16 protein-coding genes are annotated in these 16109 nt (G+C 61.0%); 10 read left to right on the top strand and 6 right to left on the bottom strand.

Annotation, left to right across the window (positions count from 1 at the left end; genetic code table 11):
- The first annotated feature begins 80 nt into the window (after positions 1 to 80).
- Positions 81 to 428, top strand: coding sequence for a hypothetical protein (locus ACTG2G_RS07450; RefSeq protein ID WP_421387017.1), 348 nt, complete (start codon positions 81 to 83; stop codon positions 426 to 428).
- Between the two features lie 28 nt (positions 429 to 456).
- Here ACTG2G_RS07450 and ppa read toward each other — a convergent pair whose 3' ends face one another.
- The 3 genes from ppa to ACTG2G_RS07435 form a co-directional block, all read right to left on the bottom strand.
- On the bottom strand, positions 457 to 987 hold the full coding sequence (gene ppa / locus ACTG2G_RS07445; protein WP_005335667.1) for an inorganic diphosphatase: 531 nt from the start codon (positions 985 to 987) through the stop codon (positions 457 to 459).
- A 216-nt stretch (positions 988 to 1203) separates the two neighbouring features.
- On the bottom strand, positions 1204 to 2784 hold the full coding sequence (locus ACTG2G_RS07440; protein WP_421209619.1) for a DUF3369 domain-containing protein: 1581 nt from the start codon (positions 2782 to 2784) through the stop codon (positions 1204 to 1206).
- Positions 2785 to 2894: 110 nt separating this feature from the next.
- A complete protein-coding gene (locus ACTG2G_RS07435) occupies positions 2895 to 3776 on the bottom strand; it encodes a LysR family transcriptional regulator (RefSeq protein ID WP_439985333.1) in 882 nt (293 codons plus the stop codon).
- Between the two features lie 158 nt (positions 3777 to 3934).
- Between ACTG2G_RS07435 and ACTG2G_RS07430 the strand changes: the two genes are divergently transcribed.
- Together ACTG2G_RS07430 and ACTG2G_RS07425 are read left to right on the top strand one after the other, a co-directional pair.
- On the top strand, positions 3935 to 4321 hold the full coding sequence (locus tag ACTG2G_RS07430; protein ID WP_005335660.1) for a DMT family transporter: 387 nt from the start codon (positions 3935 to 3937) through the stop codon (positions 4319 to 4321).
- On the top strand, positions 4318 to 4638 hold the full coding sequence (locus ACTG2G_RS07425; protein ID WP_201902495.1) for an SMR family transporter: 321 nt from the start codon (positions 4318 to 4320) through the stop codon (positions 4636 to 4638). The genes ACTG2G_RS07430 and ACTG2G_RS07425 overlap by 4 nt, the downstream gene beginning before the upstream one ends.
- Before the next feature lie 78 nt (positions 4639 to 4716).
- Here the strand turns inward: ACTG2G_RS07425 and gloA2 are convergent, their stop codons facing one another.
- The 3 genes from gloA2 to hrpB all read right to left on the bottom strand — a co-directional run bounded on the left by gloA2 (position 4717) and on the right by hrpB (position 10016).
- On the bottom strand, positions 4717 to 5118 hold the full coding sequence (gloA2, locus tag ACTG2G_RS07420) for an SMU1112c/YaeR family gloxylase I-like metalloprotein (protein WP_139443326.1): 402 nt from the start codon (positions 5116 to 5118) through the stop codon (positions 4717 to 4719).
- Positions 5119 to 5176: 58 nt separating this feature from the next.
- A complete protein-coding gene (gene mrcB / locus ACTG2G_RS07415; RefSeq protein ID WP_042052390.1) occupies positions 5177 to 7495 on the bottom strand; it encodes a penicillin-binding protein 1B in 2319 nt (772 codons plus the stop codon).
- A gap of 73 nt (positions 7496 to 7568) precedes the next feature.
- Positions 7569 to 10016, bottom strand: a complete 2448-nt coding sequence (gene hrpB / locus ACTG2G_RS07410) for an ATP-dependent helicase HrpB (protein ID WP_439985332.1) — start codon at positions 10014 to 10016, stop codon at positions 7569 to 7571.
- 178 nt (positions 10017 to 10194) lie between these two features.
- On the opposite strand from hrpB, the gene thpR reads away from it, so the two are divergent.
- The 7 genes from thpR (at position 10195) to panB (ending at position 16100) form a co-directional block, all read left to right on the top strand.
- Positions 10195 to 10737, top strand: coding sequence for an RNA 2',3'-cyclic phosphodiesterase (gene thpR, locus ACTG2G_RS07405; RefSeq protein WP_439985331.1), 543 nt, complete (start codon positions 10195 to 10197; stop codon positions 10735 to 10737).
- Positions 10734 to 11477, top strand: a complete 744-nt coding sequence (sfsA, locus tag ACTG2G_RS07400) for a DNA/RNA nuclease SfsA (protein ID WP_236563037.1) — start codon at positions 10734 to 10736, stop codon at positions 11475 to 11477. The genes thpR and sfsA overlap by 4 nt, the downstream gene beginning before the upstream one ends.
- Positions 11478 to 11596: 119 nt before the next feature.
- Positions 11597 to 12046 (top strand): RNA polymerase-binding protein DksA, encoded by a 450-nt coding sequence (gene dksA, locus ACTG2G_RS07395; protein ID WP_005335644.1) that lies wholly within the window; start codon positions 11597 to 11599, stop codon positions 12044 to 12046.
- Positions 12047 to 12157: 111 nt separating this feature from the next.
- Positions 12158 to 13066 carry a tRNA glutamyl-Q(34) synthetase GluQRS gene (gluQRS, locus tag ACTG2G_RS07390; protein WP_139443331.1) on the top strand — a complete coding sequence of 303 codons (909 nt, stop codon included), beginning with the start codon at positions 12158 to 12160 and terminating at the stop codon, positions 13064 to 13066.
- Between the two features lie 255 nt (positions 13067 to 13321).
- Positions 13322 to 14788: a polynucleotide adenylyltransferase PcnB gene (gene pcnB / locus ACTG2G_RS07385; protein WP_005335642.1), complete on the top strand. Its 1467-nt coding sequence runs from the start codon at positions 13322 to 13324 to the stop codon at positions 14786 to 14788.
- An 11-nt stretch (positions 14789 to 14799) separates the two neighbouring features.
- Positions 14800 to 15309 carry a 2-amino-4-hydroxy-6-hydroxymethyldihydropteridine diphosphokinase gene (gene folK / locus ACTG2G_RS07380; RefSeq protein ID WP_101529629.1) on the top strand — a complete coding sequence of 170 codons (510 nt, stop codon included), beginning with the start codon at positions 14800 to 14802 and terminating at the stop codon, positions 15307 to 15309.
- Positions 15306 to 16100, top strand: a complete 795-nt coding sequence (gene panB, locus ACTG2G_RS07375; protein WP_042063124.1) for a 3-methyl-2-oxobutanoate hydroxymethyltransferase — start codon at positions 15306 to 15308, stop codon at positions 16098 to 16100. Before folK ends, panB begins: the two co-directional genes overlap by 4 nt.
- Positions 16101 to 16109: the final 9 nt, after the last annotated feature.

Here is a 16109-nt window from a genome sequence, read left to right as displayed (position 1 = left end):
GATGTTTCGTTTTGTGATCTGGATAACAGATTGATGTGACTTTTAATTTAATTGTGAAATTAAGTCACTCTGGAGGGGTTATGAAGCCTTGGATCATAGTGCTGTTTGGGCTGCTCAGCCTGCCAGCCATGGCGGGTCAGGTGATCGTCAACAAGGGGATGTCCATTGCGGATACCTTTGCCCTGCGTGATCAGCTGGCGCGCGAGCACGAATGGCAGGAGTGGCTGCGCTACCAGCAGGCCATCAAGTGGCTGGAGGTGTTGCCGGTCAACTGCGAGCTGATGAGCCAGCCGGGCGGCGGCTATCGCTGTGGCGGTGATTACTATCGTCCCTACCAGAAAGATGGTCATGAAATATACATTCAGGGCAATCCTGCCGGAGATGCGGCCGGTCAGCTACCGCAAACACCGACAAAAAAGGCGCCATAAGGCGCCTTTTTTACAAACCGAGTGATGCTTACTTGGCAGCGTAACGCTCGGCAGAGGTCTTGATCTCGGCTTCGGCAGCGGCCTTGTCGCCCCAACCTTCCACCTTGACCCATTTGCCCGCTTCCAGCTCTTTGTAGCGCTCGAAGAAGTGCTGGATCTGGGCTTTCAGCAGTTCCGGCAGATCGTTCACATCCTGGATGTGGTCGTACTGCTTGGTCAGCTTGGAGTGTGGTACTGCAACGATCTTGGCATCTTCGCCAGATTCGTCGGTCATCTTCAGCACGCCAACCGGGCGGCAGCGAATGACGGAACCGGCCAACAGCGGGTAGGGGGTCGGAACCAGTACGTCGACGGGGTCACCATCCAGAGAGAGGGTCGCGTTCACGTAGCCGTAGTTGCACGGATAGAACATCGGGGTAGACATGAAGCGATCGACGAAAATAGCACCGCTGTCCTTGTCGACTTCGTATTTGATCGGGTCGGCATTCTGCGGGATTTCGATGATGACATAGATATCGTCGGGCAGGCTCTTGCCGGCCGGTACCAGGTTCAGGCTCATGATAATTCCTTCGTTGTTAGTATCAGGTTTGCAGGCCGATATTATAGCGATGTGATGTTAAATGACCATATTTCAGCGGCTATCGCTAACAAAGAAGGGGGATGTTTCCTGTTTGCGGCGCGTTGATGTGTGCGGGATGCAACAAAACGGCTGTTTTGATGCCCTGCCGCTGACCTTGGTCACCGGCAGGGCATGAGGAGTTGCGAGCAACGAGGGTCAGAGCGAGTAGGGGAGTCTCGATTCGTTGACCAGTCGCGACAGGGCTGTCACTACATGAGGGTCAAACTGGGTGCCGGAGCGGGACTGGATATACTCCATGGTTTGCGCCAGCGTCCAGGGTTCTTTGTAGGGGCGCTTGCTGAGCAGGGCATCGAATACATCGACCACCGCCACAATCCTCGCCGACAGGGGGATCTGCTGGCCTGCCAGCTGCTGCGGGTAGCCTTTACCATCGAAGTGCTCATGGTGGCCCCGGGCGATCTCTGCCCCCAGCGAGAGGTAGCTGGTTCCCTCCACCATTTCGCCCGCCTTGTGCAGGATATTGGCGCCGATACCGGCGTGCTGCTCCATGATGGCCCGTTCTTCCGGGTCGAAACGTCCGGGCTTGTGCAGGATATGATCCGGGGTGCCCACCTTGCCCACATCGTGCAGGATGGAGGCCATGCCGATCATCTCGACAAACTCCGGGGTCAGCTGCTCGGGATAGGCTGCCATCTGCTTCAATTCGGCCACGATGGCATCCGAGAGTTTCTGCACCCGCAAGACATGCTCGCCGGTATCGGAGTCGCGAAACTCTGCCAGCGCCGCCAGCGCCACCACGGTGGCCTCCTGGGCGCGCAGCAGCTGATTGTAGAGATAGAGATTGTCGTAGGCCGCCGAGATGCGCTGACAGAAGACATCCAGCAGGTCGCACTCGAGAGGATCCAGAGGCTGGGTCGGGGTGAAGCTCAACACGAACTCGCGGCCATTCTGGGCGGCGATATAGAGGGAATCCTGAGGGTGTTCAAAGCGGTTGCAGCGCTCGTTTAACGCCTTCATGACCGACTCTTTCAGGGCAGAAAATTCATCAAGGCTCTTCTCCTCCAGCAGCGCCTCGTAGTCTCCGGTTGCCGCCAGGATCTCAAGCCCATGTTCTCCTGGGCGGCGTTCGGCACAGATGGCCCCTTCGGTGCCCACATCGAGAATGGCGCTGATCTGTTTGAGCACGCCGGAAGCAAACTCCTTGAGTGAATGGAGATGGTAGAGATCGCCCGCGCCCTCCAGAATTTTGCCGAGTCCCTGTCGGCTCTTGTCGATGGCGCTGAGGGTTTCGTAGGAGCGAAGGGAGGCGATGACGGTGGTGAAGAGTTTTTGTACCGTCAACTCGGTCTTGGTTTTGTAGTCGTTAATATCGTAATCGAGGATCACCCTTTGTTCCGGTGCCTGACCGGGCTGGCCGGTACGCAGCACGATCCGCACCAGCGAGTTGCGCATCTCGTTGCGGATCCGGTGCACCAGCCGCAAACCGGCATCTTCGGTCTCCATCACCACATCGAGCAGGATCAGGGCAATCCTGGGATTGGCCTCCAGCATGGTGGCGGCTTCAGCACCGCTGTAGGCGTTGAGCAGCTCGAGCGGGCGAGATTTGTACTGAATATTGGAGAGGGCAAGCCGGGTGGCGTGATGAATATCCGGCTCATCATCCACGATCAGCACTTGCCAGGGATTGAGTGCCTTGGGGACCACGACCTCTTCATCATCGAGTTCGATGATGTCGTCATCCAGCCAGATATCGTCCTTGTCTTGGGCACTGCTCATATCGGTTACGCCTCCGGCGCTCAATGAGTATGTGAAGAGTATGCACGATCACCTCTGTCAGGATCATCAGGATAAGCAGATATCGTGAGCTGGCACCGCCTCTTTCATCTTTACTCGAAAGGCTCAAGATAACTCTGGATCGATTTTTTCAACCAGGCCAATACTTTGCCGTGATAGGCGTTTTCCGCCAGATAGACCCCGTAATCCCGCCACTGCAGGCTGAACTTGTGTTTCAGGGTCAGCAGGGAGCCTTGTCGCAACTGGCTCTGGATCAGTGGCGAGGGGAGCACTGCCCAGCCCAGCCCGTCCAGCACCGCATTGCGCATCAACTCGAAGCTGGAGAGACCGATATGCATGCCTCCCACAGGTAGCAGGCTTTTTACAGAAAATTCATCTACATACGAGAGGGTGACCTGGGTGTGATCGGTCAGATCCTGCTGTTTGACCCGCTTCAGTCCGGCCAGCGGATGGCTGGGTGCCACCACCATCAGGGTGCGGATCGGGTTGAGCACGTCGATATTGAGGCCGCTGCGCTCCTGATCCTCGGTGATAAGGCCAAAAGCGGCATCGACGAACCCCTCTTCCACCAGCGCCGGCAGTTCGGGTGGGGAGGCGAGCACCAGAGAGATACTGGTACCGGGAAACTGATTGTGCAGGCTGGCCAGCATCTCGCGCCACACCGGCTCGGGAATGGCGTCATCGCGGGCAACCCGCAGCGCCACTTCGGCCCCCGAGGCGTAATGTTTGCACTTCTGCTGCAGGCTGTTGGCTGCCTGCAGCAGGCGAGTGCAATCATCAAGCACCAGCTCGCCGATCTCGGTCAGGCGACTCTGATTGGCGCCTCGTTCAAAAAGTTCGACGCCAAGCTCAACTTCCAGCGCCGCGATGGCGGTGCTGACGGCGCTGCGGCTTTTGCCGAGGCGACGGGCTGTGTTGGCAATAGAGCCACTATTGGCGGACTCTACAAAGAGTTCTATCTGATATAGCTTCATGTTTTACAGGCTATGGCGGAGTTTTTCACCATCACCTTAGCGTGTCGAACCAAGGCAAGGCAAACCTGTGGCGTCGGAATAATCGACGCTGAGCGATTGTCGCGAGTTGCTTCTCCCCGTTTACCATCTCTCCCGTCGAAGCAACAAAGGCATCTTATATGTTATTAAGTCGTATGTTTCTGGCCCGGCTGTTTTTGACCGGCGCCATCGTGACCGAGGTCGCTGGTACCTCCAGCATGGCCATGATCCCCGAGCAGGGAGCTGGCTGGATGAATTACATCCCGATGTGGCTGTTGATCGGCTTCTCGTACTGGTTGCTGGCGAAAGCCGCCAAAACAATCTCCATTGGTATTGCGTTTGCGCTCTGGGAGGGGCTCGGGATCACCTTGATCACCATAGTGTCGGTCATGTTCCTTGGTTACGATGTGACCGTTCAGGAGCTGATTGGCCTGGCTCTCGCGATAGTGGGGATTGTTATGGTGACCATGGGGGAGACCCATGATGAGCCTGCAGACAAGTCAGTAGAAGCGGAGGCCACAGCATGAGTCCGTTTGTGATTGTACTGGGTGCCGCACTGATCGATATCGGCGCCAACATGGCCATTAACCGCTCCAAGGGTTTTCGTTACAAGGGGTGGGGATTCCTGGGGATCATGCTGGTACTCGGCGCCTTTACCCTGCTCTCGGAAGTGGTAAGTGGCGGTCAGATTGACCTGGCTGTTGCCTACGCCACCTGGGGAGCTATCGGCATCGTCGGTACGGCGCTGGGCGGTTTGCTCTTCTTCGGTGAGCGGCTCAAGCCCATCGGCTGGGCTGGCATGATGGTGATGGCGCTGGCTGTCGTTATGCTGACTACCGCCTGATAATCTGAAGCAATAACAAAAGCCGCCCGGTTTCGCCGGGCGGCTTTTTGTTTGGCCGACTGCTTGACCGACTCAGGCTCAGCGCGGCGCTTCGTAGAGCTCCAGCGGCAGGCCGTCGGGGTCGGCGAAGAAGGTAAAGCGTTTGCCGGTCAGCTCGTCCACCCGTACCGGCTCTACCTCGACCCGATGGGTCAGTAGGTGGGCGATGACCCGGTCAAGGTCGCTGACCCGAAAGGCGAGATGGCGCAGGCCGCACGCCTCGGGGCGGGAGGGGCGCTCGGGAGGCGAGGGGAAGCTGAACAGCTCCAGCTGGCTGCCGTCCGGCAGGGCCAGATCCAGTTTCCACGACTGGCGCGCCTCGCGCAGGGTCTCGGCGATGATGGGCAGCCCCAGCACCTCGTGGTAGAAGTGGCGCGAGCGTGGGTAATCGCTGGCGATGATGGCCACATGGTGGATGGCCTCAAACAGCGGAAAGGTCATGGTGTTTCCTTGTCAGCAGCATAGTGAACGGGCAGCCTGCGCTGCCCGTGTCGTTGATCTAGTTGAAGAAACCGCCGAACCAGTCATCCAGCGCACTGCGTGGCGTCGCACTGCTGGCGCAACCGGCCGGGGAGCCCATGGTGGAGGCTTTGGCCGGCACCTGCAGGCTGCCCGGGCAGTCGCTGGTGACGCGGGTGCCGCTGGCGCGGGAGAAGTTGGCCCAGGTGACCCCTTCCGGCATCTTCAGTCCCAGACTGTTGACGCCGCGCTGGCTCATGTAGCCGCTAAAGAGCTGCAGGGCACCGCTGGCACCGGTCAAGCCCGCCGGGGTGTTGTCGTCGCGACCGACCCAGATACTGACCAGTTCGTTGTTGTCCATCCCGGCAAACCAGGAGTCGCGCAGCTCGTTGGTGGTACCTGTCTTGGCCGCCATGGTGGCGCCGGGGAACTTGGCACTGAGCGCGCGGGCTGTGCCCTGACTCACCGTCTTGGTCATGGCGAACAGGGTCAGCCAGCTTGCTTGCTGGTCGGTGACCCGCTTGGCGGTCTGATCATGCTGATAGAGCAGGCTGCCATCCCCGTTCACCACGGCGCGAATGGCCGACAGCGGCTGGGTCAGTCCCTGATTGGCGATGGGAAGATACATCTGGTTCACCTCCAGCGGGGAGAGGGCCACCGCCCCCAGCACCAGCGACGGGTAGGGCTGGATCTCCTGCTGGACTCCCAGCTTGTGCAGGGTGTCGACTACCTTCTCCAGCCCCACTTGCAGACCCAGATTGACGGTCGGCACGTTGAGGGAGCTGGCCAGCGCATCCATCAGCGGCACGCTCTGGCGGAACTTGCGATCGTAGTTTTGCGGTGTCCAGACCTGGCCATCCTGACCGCGAATACGGATCGGCTGATCTTTGAGTGGGGTCGCCAGGGTCAGGCCGTTGGAGAGACCGGTGAGGTAGACCGCCGGTTTCACTAGCGAGCCGATCTGGCGGCGGGCATCCAGCGCCCGGTTGAACCCGGCGTAGCGGGGATCGCGGCCACCCACCAGCGCGACGACTTCGCCCTTATGCCAGTCGGAGACCACCATGGCCGCCTCCAGCTTCTTTTTGCCGCGCAGCTTTTCGATATCGGCGAGGCCCGATTCGACCGCCCGCTCGGCCGCGTGCTGGGCGATGGGGTCGAGACTGGTGAAGATCTTGAGGCCGGACTGCTTGAGCAGATCGGCGCCGAAGCGGCTCTGGATCTCTCGCTTGAGCAGTCCCATAAAGGCCGGGGTGCGGCCATAACTCATCTGGCCACGGGCGATGATGCCGAGGGGTTGGCGGCTGGCCAGTTCATACTCGGCCTGGGTCAGGCTGCCGTGATCCATCAGCAGCTTCAGCACCAGATCACGGCGGGTCTTGGCCCGCTCCGGGAAGCGCCATGGGTCGTAATAGGAGGGGCCTTTCACCAGACCGACCAGCAGGGCGACCTGATCGATATCCAGCTCGTTGACCGGAATGCCGAAGTAGAAGTAGGAGGCAAGCCCGAAGCCGTAGACCCCTTGCGAGAAGTTCTGCCCCAGATAGACCTCGTTGAGGTAGGACTCCAGGATCTCGTCCTTGCTGTAGCGATAGTCGATCAGCACCGCCATATAGGCTTCCTGCAGTTTTCGCCACAGGCTGCGTTCACGGGTCAGGAAGAAGTTTTTGGCCAGCTGCTGGGTCAGGGTACTGCCCCCCTGCACGGTGCGACCCGCGATCAGGTTGGCGAACATGGCGCGCATGATGGCCACCGGCGAGACGCCGCCATGCTGGTAGAAGTCGCGATCTTCGGTGGTGAGCAGGGTCACCAGCAGGCTGTCGGGCACTTCGGCGATACGCACCAGCAGGCGATCTTCCCGATCTTCGGTATTGAGGCGATCGAGCAGCACAGGGTCCATCTGGGCGTAACCGAGCTGGCGCTGGTTCTCCAGCGACTGGATCCCCTCAAGGCGCGGGCCGTTGAAGGTGAGGCGCAGGCCACGGGCTCCGTCGGCGCCATCATAGAACTCGAACGGGCGGCGAATCAGCTCGATGCGGTTACCGTTGATGGTGTATTCACCCGGCGTGTGAGGTTGGCGCACCTGCTTGTAGCTCAGCATATTGAGCTCGCGCAGCATCTGGTCCCGCGACAGGCGCTGGCTGGGGTAGAGCTCCAGCGGACGGCTGTAGACCATCACCGGCAGCTGCCACTTCTCGCCATCGAAGCGCTCGCGCACCTTGGTATCGAGGTAGATGCCAAACACCACCATAAAGGCCGCCACCACCAGGGAGAGCTTGAAGCCAAGCCAGAACAGCTTGCGCCAGATGGTGCGTTTGGGCGCTGCCTTCTTGGGGGCACGCTTGCGTCGTTGGGTTGCCATAAATCCTCTTTGCTTTCCTTTCTACTTGTTATGTCGCATTCGCGAACGTCCGAGCGGGATTAACCCATCGAACCTAGATGCCCATCTTCTTTTTGGTGACTTTGGTCGGCATCGCCTCCAGCGGATTATCCGGCCAGTAGTGGCGGGGATAGCGCCCCTTCATCTCTTTCTTCACCTGCTCGTAGGATCCAGCCCAGAAGGCAGCCAGATCGGCGGTGATCTGCAGTGGTCGCTGGGCGGGGGAGAGCAGCTCCACTACCAGCGGCACCCGGCCATCGGCCACGCAGGGGGTCGAGCCTTGCCCGAACATCTCCTGAATACGTACCGGGATCACCGGTGCCTGCCCTGGCTGATAGCGGATCCGCACCCGGCTGCCGGTCGGTGCCGCAAAGTGGCTCGGCAGCGCCTCGTCCAGCCGTTTGGGCAACGGCCAGGGCAGGAATTGGCGCAAGATGTCGCTCATATTGAGCCTCTTCAGCTGCTCCAGCCGGGTCATGCCGCTCACTGCTGGCAGCAGCCACTGTTCCAGCGTGGCCAGCAGGCTCTCGTCATCCATGGCGGGCCACCCCTCATCAGGCAGCCAGTCGCGAGCGCAGCGTAGGCGGGCCAGCAGCCCTTCGCTACTCTCGTCCCACGGCAGCACATGCAGCCCCTTGCGGCGAATGCCTTGCAGCAGGCAGAGCCCTTTCTGCTCGTCAGAGAGTTCGGTCAGCGGTCGCTGGCTCAGCACCAGCTCGCCGATCACCTGCTGGCGTTCGGCGCGCACCCGCTCCTCCCGCTCGTCCCAGTCGAACCACTGGCGCTCGCTCACCAGCTCCGGCAGCAGACGCGCCAGCTCATCCAGCTCTATCGGTTCGGCGATAAAGATACGGCTGCCGCGATCGTTCTGCCCCATCTCGATGGCGATAAGGGCCCCTTGTCCCTGACAGGGATGACCTTCTACCAGATCGCAGCTCACCCCACCACTGAGTTGATAGCGACTGCCGCTACGCAGTTTGCCTATGCGATCCGGCCAGGCGAGGGCACAGAGCAGCCCCAGCCACTGGCCCTGTGCATTGGCAGGGCGGGCGCCAAGCCGTTCAAACCAGCGGGCAGCGTTCTGGCGCAGGGCGTTTTGACGGCGGTGGAACAGCACAGAGAGGCGCTCCGATCCTCGCAGATCTTCTTCCTGCAACGCCAGCAGATAAGCGGCATCGGCGACAATCCCTGTCAGACCCTCGGACTCCAGCTCGCGGGCGCGCAGCAGCATGCGGGCGAGACGAGGGTGGGTACCGAAGGCGGCCATGGCGCGGCCAGCGGGAGTGAGTTGTTGCTCACCCTCCGGCTTCATGGCACCAAGGGCCACCAGCAGCCGCTGGGCACTGGCCACCGCAGCGGCGGGGGGCATGTCCAGCAGCGGCAGATCTTCCACCTTGGCCCCCCACTGGGCGGCATCCAGCAGCAGGCCGGTCAGCTCCTGAGTGAGGATGTCTGGCGGGCTCTGCTCGGCGAGTCGCTCCTGCACCTCGCTGCTCCAGAGCCGGTAGCAGACGCCGGGGCCGAGACGACCGGCGCGACCGGCCCGCTGGGTGGCGGAGGATTTGGCTATCTGGCGGGTCTCCAGTCGGGTGACGCCGCTTTTCAGATCATAGGAGGCCCGTCGTTCCAGCCCGCTGTCGATAACGACAGATACACCTTCGATGGTGAGCGAGGTCTCCGCCACATTGGTGGTGAGCACCAGCTTACGGCGGCCCGCAGGCGCCGGTTCGATGGCCGCCTGCTGCGCCGCCATATCGAGGCGGCCGTAGAGGGGGGCGAGGATCACGTCGTCCGGCAGTCTGTCTGCCAACCATTGTGCCAGCCGCTCGATCTCACCCTGTCCCGGCAGAAAGACCAGCAGGCTGCCATCTTGCTCGGCCAGCGCTTCGAGCACCACGGCGCCGACCTGCGGCTCCAGCCACTGCTGGCGGTTGGCGGGGCGGTAGTGGTAGTCGATGGGAAAGCCGCGCCCTTCCGAGCGAACCACAGGGGCATCCGGCAACAAGGTCTCGAGCGCCATGCCATCAAGGGTTGCGGACATAATCAAAAGCTTGAGGTCATCGCGCAATCCCTGCTGGCTCTCGATAGCGAAGGCCAGCGCGGTATCGGCGTGCAGACTGCGTTCGTGGAACTCATCGAAGATCACCAGCGAGACGCCGGTGAGCTCGGGATCCTGCTGCAACATCCGGGTCAGCACCCCTTCGGTGACGATCTCGAGCCGGGTCGCTGAGCTGGTGCGGCTCTCGCCACGCACCCGCAGGCCGATGCGATCGCCCACCTTCTCCCCCAGTTGACGGGCCAGAAAAGTGGCGATATTGCGCGCAGCCAGGCGCCTTGGTTCCAGCATGATGATGCGGCCGGGCAGCCGGTTCTGACGCACCAGCTCCAGCGGCAGCAGAGTCGATTTGCCCGCGCCGGGTGGCGCCTGCAGGATCACGCTGGTGTGGCTGTCGAGGGCGGCAAAGAGTTCGGGTAATACCGAAACGATGGGGAGCTGGGACAAAGCGATGAGCACCTTCTGTGGCAACCGGTAAAACGGCGCCTATTCTGCCACAGCCACCCGCGCCACCGTGAGTGGATGTGCGCAGATGGCCACTCGGGCGGGAGGGTGGCGAGACATGGCCGGATGGCTGCCATAGAATGGGCCCATCCAATGAGCGTGAAAAAGGCATTATCACCACATGGCCAAACTCTTCTTTGCCCTGCCCGTCAAGGAGCTCGCCCCCGAGCTCATCGCCTGGCGCGATCAGCAGCCCTGGCCCGGTCAGCCGGTGCCGCAAGCCAACCTCCACCTGACCCTCGCCTTTCTGGGTGAGGCAGACGAGTTGACCACCCGCCGCCTGATCGCCGCCGTAGAGCGCCAGCACTGTCCGCCGCTCTCCATCAGGCTGGATGAGACCGGCTGGTTCAGCCGAGCCAAGGCAGCCTGGATTGGCCCGAAGGAGTGGCCCAACGAGCTGACCGTGCTGGCAAAGGCGCTGCGCCGCCACGGTGAGAAGCTGCGCCTTGGCAATGGCGAGCAGGGTTATCGCCCCCATGTCACCCTGTCGCGCAAGGCGGTCGAGGCCCCTGCCATCCTGCCTGCCCCAAATTTTCTGCTGCAGGCCGATGAGTTCTGCCTCTATCAATCCATCTCGACTCCGGACGGGGTGCGCCACGAGCCGCTTGCCTGCTGGCCGCTGCGCGCCCGGGTAAAAGAAGATGCGCGGAGGGCTAACCCGTGATCTTTGATCCCCCCCTGCAATCGGGCCAGCTGGTGGCCCGCTACAAGCGCTTTCTGACCGATGTGCAACTCGATAACGGCGAGGTCATTACCATCCACTGCGCCAACACCGGTGCCATGACCGGTTGTGCCGATCCAGGCACCCGGGTCTGGTACTCCACCTCCGATAACCCCAAGCGCAAGCTGCCCAACAGCTGGGAGATCGCCGAGAGCCCGGCGGGCCACTTTATCTGCGTCAACACGGCGCGCGCCAACCAGATCGCCCGGGAGTTGATCGAGCAGGAGGCTATCGCTCCGCTGGCGGGTTACAGCCGGTTGCGCACCGAGGTGAAGTATGGCGAAGAGAACAGTCGCATCGATCTGTTGCTGGAAGATGACGAGAAGGGCAATTGTTACGTCGAGGTAAAATCGGTCACCCTGCTCGATGAGCGAGAGGAGGCTGGCATGGGCTACTTCCCTGATGCGGTCACTGCCCGTGGCGCCAAGCATTTGCGTGAATTGATGGCCATGAAAGCGGCAGGTCACAGGGCCGTGCTGCTCTTTATGGTGCTGCACTCCGGAATAAGCCGGATGCGCCCTGCAACCCATATAGATCCGCACTATAGTCTGCTAATTGAGCAGGCAATCGCGGCGGGGGTTGAAATTTTATGCTATCGGCCCCATGTTGGGGTGCAAGGCATGGTGGCTCAAGGGTTTATCCCGTTTGAATCTGGTCACCTGTTACCCGAGGGGAGTGCATAAATATTGGAGTGGGTAACATTATTGGTACGGCTCGTTTGCTTACCCGTTACCCTTCTGCTATAGATGTCGCCCTCAATTTATGGATGGCACGGGTAGCGTGCTGAATTAGGAGACAGGGCATGCCAACAGGCGAAAACAGGAAATCTCTGGGCCCCCTGGCCATTGCGGGTGTCGCGCCTTACCAGGAAAAGCCGGGTGAGGAGTACATGAATGACCAACAAAAGGCGCATTTTCGCAAGATCCTGGGTGCCTGGCGCAACCAACTGATGCAGGAAGTTGATCGTACCGTCGACCATATGAAAGACGAGGCTGCCAACTTCCCGGATCCCGTGGATCGTGCCGCGCAAGAAGAAGAGTTCGCTCTTGAACTGCGTACCCGCGACCGTGAACGTAAGCTGATCAAGAAGATCGAGAAGACCTTGCAGCTGCTTGAAGACGATGATTTCGGTTACTGCGAACACTGCGGTATCGAGATCGGTATCCGTCGTCTGGAAGCCCGTCCGACTGCCGACCTCTGTGTCGATTGCAAGACGCTGGCCGAGATCAAGGAAAAACAGATGGCCGGTTGATCCCGACCCTCTGGTATATGAAAAAGGGAGCTCGCGGGCTCCCTTTTTTATTGAGCTTTTGGCGGTCGAGCCCCAGAATGCAGCCTCAATGAATCGCTTACCCGAACAGTCATGCCAGTGAATTCCCCATCCTCACCCCTTGTGCGCCCCTATGTCGGCCGCTTTGCCCCCTCACCCTCAGGCCCGCTTCATTTTGGTTCGCTGATCGCCGCCCTCGGCAGCTTTTTGCAGGCCAGAGCGCAGCAGGGACGTTGGTTGGTACGCATCGAAGATATCGATCCGCCGCGGGAGATGGCGGGGGCAGCGCACCTGATCCTCAAGACTCTTGAAGCATATGGCCTCGAGTGGGATGGGGAGGTGATGTTCCAGAGCGCGCGCCACCGCCGTTATGACGAGATCATCGACCAGCTCTACCGGGCGGGGGATCTCTACTGGTGCCGCTGCACCCGGCGCGAAATCATGGCCGCGGGCGGTCTCTACAGCGGCCACTGCCGCACCCTCGGGCTTGCGGCCGAAGGTTGCGCCGCCCGGCTGCGCCAGCACCATCCGGTCTACCACTTCGATGATCGCTTGCAGGGCCATATCGCGGTCCCGGCGGCGCTCGCCGAGGAGGATTTCATTATCCGCCGCCGCGACGGGCTCTACGCCTACAACCTGGCGGTGGTGGTGGATGATATGGACAGCGGCATCACCGAGATAGTGCGCGGTGCCGATCTGCTGGAGCCCACGGTGCGCCAGATTGCCCTCTACCAGACCCTGGGGGCACCGGTGCCCGACTGGGTGCACCTGCCGCTGGCGGTGCTGGCAGATGGCAACAAGCTCTCCAAGCAGAACCATGCGCCTGCGCTGGCGCTTGATGAGGTGCGACCGGCCCTGTGGCAGGCACTGCACTTCCTCGGCCAGTGCCCGCCGCCCGAGCTGATGGCAAGCCGGATCGACGAGATCATCGAGTGGGGCATCGCCAACTGGCTGCTCGAACGGGTGCCAGCCAGCGAGAAGATCCCGCTGGACATTGAGTAAAGAGAGCCGGTTTTCGTGTAATAAGACGTGAGCTGGGCGCAGATAGACGGCTATTTTTTGGCTCTGTTTGATTCAAATGAGCTGAAGTAGCCACATGGTTTTTCATTTGTGCAGGCGTGAGCTATGTGCAGATAGACCGCTATTTTCGCTGACAGACGGTTTCATGCGGGATCAATTGTCAGCACGGTTTTTCATTTGGTTAGGCGTGAGCTATCATAGGCCGCTATTTTTTGGCCTCCCGTCAATTTAGAAGTCATGAAGAGGTGTACCATTTTTTCCCAGATCGCAAACTTTTGCCGCAAGGTGCTCGGCAAGGAAGACGGCGAGCAGTCGGTGGAATCCCCCATTCCAGCCCGTGTCGCCGGTCAACGTCGTACCTTAAGCCGTGATCAGCACCCTATTTCGCGCAAAGAGATCAGCGAGAATGCACTCAAGGTGCTCTATCGCCTGAACAAAGGGGGCTATGAGGCCTACCTAGTCGGCGGCGGAGTCCGGGATCTGCTGCTCGGGAAGACGCCCAAGGATTTCGACATCGCAACCGATGCGACGCCGGAGCAGATCAAGGCGCTGTTCAGCAACTGCCGCCTGATTGGCCGTCGTTTCCGCCTGGCTCACATTGTCTTTGGTCGTGACGTGATCGAAGTGGCCACCTTCCGGGGTCACCACCATCAGGTCAATACCAGCAAACATGTGTCGGCCCAGTCTGATGAAGGCATGCTGCTGCGCGACAACGTCTACGGCACCATCGAAGAGGATGCCGAGCGCCGCGACTTTACCGTCAACGCCCTCTACTACAGCGCCAAAGATTTCACCCTGCACGATTTCGAAGGGGGCCTGGAAGATCTGGCCGAGCGCAAGCTTGAGCTGATCGGCGATCCCGAGACCCGTTATCGTGAAGATCCGGTGCGCATGCTGCGCGCCGTGCGCTTCGCCGCCAAGCTGGATATGACCATTAGCCCGCGAACCGCCGCCCCCATCAAGGAGCTGGCGCCACTGCTGCAAGACATCCCTGCAGCCCGCCTGTTTGAGGAGACCCTCAAGCTGTTCCTGGCTGGCGATGGCCTGGCGACCTACAAATTGCTGCGCGAGTATGGTCTGTTCCAGCAGCTCTTCCCGCAAGTGGCTGCGCTGTTTACCCCGCACGGCAACTCGCCCTACGAGCAGTTTATCGAGCAGGCGCTGATCGATACCGACACCCGCGTTCGTGAAGATAAGCGCGTCACCCCCGCCTTCCTCTACGCCACCCTGCTGTGGGGCTGCGTCGAGGCCCGTGGTCGGGTGCTGGAGAACGAGAGCGGCCTGCCCTGGTATGACGCCTTCATGCTGGCGATCAACGAGGTGCTGGACAATCAGGTGCGGATCATCGCCGTTCCCCGCCGTTTCACCACAGATGTCCGCGACATCTGGGCACTGCAACAGCGGCTGACCCGTCGTCAGGGCAAGCACCCCGAGCGCGCCATGGAGCATCCCAAGTTCCGCGCGGCGTTCGACTTCCTGTTGCTGCGCAACCGGGTCGAGCGTGGTCTCGGTGAGCTGGCCAGCTGGTGGGAGCGTTATGTTGCCTCCAATCCGGATGTGCGCCCGCAACTGCAGCGTGAAGCGACCCGTCGCCCGGCCAGCGGTGAGCGCGGCGAGGCCCGTAGCCACGATGGCGAGAAGCGCAGCAGCAACAGCCGCAACCGCCGTCGCCCCCGTCGCCGCAAACCGAAAGTGGCCGAGTGACAACAGACGTGATGACCGAGGTCTTCATCGCCATTGGTTCCAACCTGTCTGATCCGCTGGGTCAGGCTCGTCGCGCCGTTGCCGTGTTGGCAAGGTTGCCGGAATCTGTGCTGGTGGAGGCCTCGTCGTTTTACAGCAGCCGCCCCATGGGGCCTGCTGACCAACCGGACTACGTCAATGCCGTGGCCCGGCTCAATACCCGGCTCGCGCCCCTTGCGCTGCTGGATCAATTACAAAAAATCGAGCTGGAACAGGGACGTGTGCGCAAAGATGAGCGGTGGGGGCCGAGAACTCTGGATCTCGATCTGCTGCTCTATGGGGATCAGGTGATCAACCATGAGCGCCTGATCGTACCCCACTACGGCATGAAGGAGCGGGAGTTCGTGCTGCTGCCCCTTGCCGAAATTGCGCCTGCTCTGGTGCTGCCCTGCGGCACCCCGCTCGCCCGACTGGTTGCCCGCTGCCCGCACAATGATTTGGCCATCATTGCGCCGAGTGCAGATCTACAGGAGCCTCTATGAGCAAGATCACCACCGCCAGCCTGCTGAAGATGAAGCAGGACGGTCAAAAGTTCACCGCCATCACCGCCTATGATGCCACCTTTGCCAAGCTGTTCGACGACGAGGGTGCCCACGTGCTGCTCATCGGCGATTCGCTGGGCATGGTGCTGCAAGGGGGTCAGGATACCCTGGCGGTCAACATGGATGAGATGGTCTATCACACCCGCTGTGTGGCGCGCGGTGCCAGCAAGGCACTGGTGGTCGCCGACATGCCGTTCATGAGCTACGCCACTCCCGAGCAGACTTACCAGAACGCAGCCCGCCTGATGGCGGCCGGTGCCCGCATGGTGAAGATGGAAGGGGGCGACTGGCTGTGTGACTCCATCCGCCACCTTACCCGCAACGGGGTGCCGGTGTGCGGTCACCTCGGCCTCACTCCGCAATCCGTTCATGTCTTTGGTGGCTTCAAGGTGCAGGGGCGCGATGAGTTTCAGGCGCAGGAGATCTACCGTCAGGCCCTCGAACTGCAAGCGGCCGGTATCCAGCTGCTGGTGCTCGAGTGTGTGCCCACTGCGCTGGCCGAGCGCATCACCAAGGCGCTTCGCATCCCGGTGATCGGCATTGGTGCCGGCCCCGCGACCGATGGTCAGATTTTGGTGATGCACGATGCCTTTGGCGTCACCTCCGGCTATGTGCCCAAGTTCACCAAGAACTTCCTGGCCGAGACCGGCGATGTGCGTGCCGCCATCCGCCTCTATGTCCAGCAGGTGAGCGAGGGGAGCTTCCCCGGCCCGGAGCACTGCTTCAACTGATCCTGGCGG

Source organism: Aeromonas sp. 55A (assembly GCF_051919665.1).
GTDB lineage: Bacteria > Pseudomonadota > Gammaproteobacteria > Enterobacterales > Aeromonadaceae > Aeromonas > Aeromonas veronii.
The sequence above is the reverse complement of the archived record's forward strand: the minus strand, read 5'-3'. Positions and strand labels throughout refer to the sequence as shown.